The organism is Brevundimonas sp. CURTG3B2_SDJG, from assembly GCF_057364705.1.
The window spans coordinates 1-3,251 of the sequence record NZ_JBNFOJ010000306.1; the positions used below are offsets into that span (position 1 = coordinate 1).

A 3,251-nucleotide genomic window follows, 5' to 3' on the forward strand; every position below is an offset into this window, starting at 1 on the left:
GGACCCGGCCAGGACAGCGGCGACGCGGCGGGCCAGGTCGCTGCTGGGGCCGGCCATGCCCAGGGCGGCCTGGGGACGGGAGGAGCGCAGGCCGGCCATGGCGACGAGGGCGCTGGCGTAGTCGGCGCGGCCCACCCGGCCCGCGGCCCAGGCGTCCACCGCCCGCTCGGACTGTCGCGCCAGCTCGCGCTGCAGCACCCAGACCAGGGGGTTGAACCAGAAGGCCGCGACCGCGACGCGCGACAGCATCAGGAACAGCCAGTCGTTGCGGCGGACGTGTCCCATTTCGTGGGCCAGGACGGCGTCCGCGCGCTCGGCGTGAGGCAGGGCGTCTTCGTTCACCAGGATGACGGCCGGCCGCCAGCCCCAGCTCAGAGGCGACGAGACCTGGGACGAAGCCAGCAGGGCGGGACGCCTGCGGCCCTGGACGGCCCGCTCCAGGGCGTCCTGCCAGGCCGGGTCGGCGACGGGCCGGGCCCGGCGGGTCCGAGAGGGACAGGGTGGTGACGCCGGCCAGCAGGCGGGCGGCCAGCAGCGCGACCCCCAGGACGTAGGCGGCCAAAAGGATCTGGCTCAGGCCGATGGTCGGCGCCGGCGGACCAGCCGGGAGCGCCGTCGGGACGAGGACCGGGGTTGGGGCCGTCACGGCTTGAATGGGGGCGGGGCCCGCCTCCGTCGCCGGAGGCGTGGCGGTGGAAACGGTTTCAGCCTGGGTCGCCGAATGCGCGGGGGAAGGGGCGAGGGCGGGGGTCTGAATCCTCATCGCCGGCATGAACAGCGACAGCAGGGGCAGGGCCAGGATCAGCACCACGCCCAGGCGCAGCAGGGCCACGCGCTCGGCGGCGGGCCGCGCCCGGATCAGGACGGCGCCCAGAAGGGCGACCGCGGCCACCAGGCCGGATTTCCAGCCCATCTCGATCAGCAGGGCGACGGTCATTGGCCCCGCTCCCGGGCTTCGGCGATCGCCTTCTGCAAGGCGTCCAGCTCGTCGTCCGCGAGCGTCGGGGCCATGCCCAGCAGGGCGGTGGCGGCGCTGGCGGCCGAGCCGTCGAAGAAGGTGCGGACCAGGCGCTGCAAGGCGCTGTCGGCGGCGTTCGCGGCGGCCGGCGCGGGCGAATAGACGTAGGCCAGGTTCTCGGTGCGGTGAGTGACCAGGCCCTTGGCGACCAGGCGCGACAGCAGGGTCCGCACCGCGGAATCGCTGGGCGGATCGCTGAGGCCGGCGCGGACGGCGCTGGCCGTGGCCTGCTCCAGGCCGCAAAGGACTTCGAACACCTCGCGCTCGCGGCGGGGCAGGGATTCGATCATGACGCGCCTCCTGCTACATTTGTAGCATGCTACAGGTGTAGCAGGGAGTCACATGAAATCGTCGTCATGAACGATTTCTCCTCCGCTCATCCCCGCGAAAGCGGGGACCCAGACCTGTCGCCTAGGCGGCGACGTTTCAGGACAGCGGCGGGAACAGGCTCGGCAGGCGCCGATCATCCAAAGCACTGGGTCCCCGCCTTCGCGGGGATGAGCGGAATTGAGGAAAGTCTAGTTCGAGGCGCCGACGGTGTTCGCGGCCGAGGCCATCAGGGTGGCGCTGGGCTGGCTGTCCCACGACGGCGGGCAGCCGTCGAAGCGGCCGGCGTCGACGATGGTCAGGGTGCGCATGTTCAGGCGCATGGCGGGGCGCATCGAGCCGCGGCCGTGGCCGGTATAGAGGTCGATCTTCTGGCCCTTGATCGCGCCGCCGGTGTCCGAGGCGTACCAGTAGCCGTCGTGCAGCGTGCCGTCCGACATCCGCAGGCCCACGGTCTCGGGGATGAACAGGCGGGTGCGGCGGGGGATGTAGCGGGGATCGGTGGCCACGGTGCGCATAGCGATCGGCCGGCAGCCCAGGGAATCGTTGCCCGTCGCACCGCCGCCGCCCGCATGATAGAGGCGCGCCGACGCGCTCCACCGCGGGTCGTCGTCCATCAGGTCTTCCTGCTCGTCGGTGAGCTCCAGGACGCCGCCGCTGGAACCTTCGGATGCGTTGGCGGTTGATTCAGCGGCCGCACGATCCGCCGCGACAGCGGCTTCGTAGGTCACCGGTTCTCCCGACGCGGGGAAGGCCATCGCCCAGAACAGGGCGAGCGCAGCGGCTGTGCCGAGCATGAATCGACTCGCGGAATCACCGGCCCCTGACGCGTCCGGCGACGCGCTTTTCGTTACAGATTGTGTCAAAACCCGGGCGGCGGACCCTGGGTGCGACCACCTGTCCGGTTCAGCGGTGGATAAGTGCAGCTTCTGGATGGTTAAGCGGATTCGTGTTTGGCGAAATGTGACAAGTCTCTAAGCTGTATTCGCAGATCAGGAATACGTTGCTGAGGTGAAATGCTTACTGTCTATGGCGATATTCGTTCGGGCAACTGTTTGAAGGTCAAGTGGTTGCTGGATTGGCTGGGTCGTGATTATCGGTGGGTCGAAACCGACGTCACGTCCGGTGTGACCCGCAGCCCCGACTTTCTGGCGCTCAATCCCGCGGGGCAGACGCCGACGGTGGTTCTGGATGACGGCCGGCCGCTGGCCCAGTCGAACGCCGTCCTGCTGCATTTCGCCGAGGGGACCGAACTTATCCCCAGGGACCCCTACGACCGGGCGCGGATGTTCGAATGGCTGTTCTGGGAGCAGTACAGCCACGAGCCCTGCATCGCCGTCGTCCGGTTCCAGCGGGCGATCGCGGGGAAGCGGGCCGACGAGATCGATCCCCGGCTGATGGACAAGGGCCGCGCGGCCCTGGGCCGGATGGAGGCGGGGTTGGCCGGTCGGGATTGGCTGGCGGGAACGGCGCCGACGCTCGCCGACCTGGCCCTGGTCGCCTACACCCGCGTCGCGCCGGAGGGCGGGTTCGAGCTGGAGCCCTATCCCGCGGTGGTCGCCTGGATCGGACGGGTGGAGGCGGCGTTCGGGATCACATAACTCCACCGTCATCCTTCAATTCCGCGCCGTCATCCTCGGGCTTGTCCCGAGGATCCATCGTTCGAGATGCGCGAAAGGCTGTCGGGCAGTCGCCAACGACCCCACGTCGAACATGTGCCGCTGTTGGAATGGATCCTCGGGACAAGCCCGAGGATGACGGTGTTTTGGATGGCGGCCTTGGGGGATCAAGACGTTTGCGCTAGGGCAGACGCACCACCCTTCGGAGCATCTCCATGAAGCGCCTCGCCCTCGCCGCCGCCGCCGTCTGCGCGCTGGCGGCCGTCGCCGTCCCCGCCGCCGTGTCC

At 69.6% G+C, this 3,251-nt stretch carries 3 protein-coding genes and 1 pseudogene; 1 reads left to right on the forward strand and 3 read right to left on the reverse strand.

From position 1 onward, the window contains the following. The 3 genes and pseudogenes from AC2W7C_RS15565 to AC2W7C_RS15575 all read right to left on the reverse strand — a co-directional run. Positions 1-474: pseudogene (locus AC2W7C_RS15565) on the reverse strand (M56 family metallopeptidase); the annotation flags it as partial. Between the two features lie 459 nt (positions 475-933). Further along, complete coding sequence (locus tag AC2W7C_RS15570; protein WP_486002218.1) at positions 934-1,308, reverse strand: BlaI/MecI/CopY family transcriptional regulator; 375 nt, start codon at positions 1,306-1,308, stop codon at positions 934-936. A gap of 228 nt (positions 1,309-1,536) precedes the next feature. Next, a complete protein-coding gene (locus tag AC2W7C_RS15575) occupies positions 1,537-2,142 on the reverse strand; it encodes a 3D domain-containing protein (RefSeq protein WP_486002219.1) in 606 nt (201 codons plus the stop codon). Between the two features lie 219 nt (positions 2,143-2,361). Here AC2W7C_RS15575 and AC2W7C_RS15580 point away from each other — a divergent pair, with 219 nt between their 5' ends. Beyond that, positions 2,362-2,946, forward strand: coding sequence for a glutathione S-transferase family protein (locus AC2W7C_RS15580; protein ID WP_486002220.1), 585 nt, complete (start codon positions 2,362-2,364; stop codon positions 2,944-2,946). The last annotated feature ends 305 nt before the right edge of the window (positions 2,947-3,251 follow it).

Bases quoted from the DNA above. Each gene is read 5' to 3' on its own strand.
- AC2W7C_RS15570 (WP_486002218.1), bottom strand. From the start codon at position 1,308: ATGATCGAATCCCTGCCCCGCCGCGAGCGCGAGGTGTTCGAAGTCCTT.
- AC2W7C_RS15575 (WP_486002219.1), bottom strand. From the start codon at position 2,142: ATGCTCGGCACAGCCGCTGCGCTCGCCCTGTTCTGGGCGATGGCCTTC.
- AC2W7C_RS15580 (WP_486002220.1), top strand. From the start codon at position 2,362: ATGCTTACTGTCTATGGCGATATTCGTTCGGGCAACTGTTTGAAGGTC.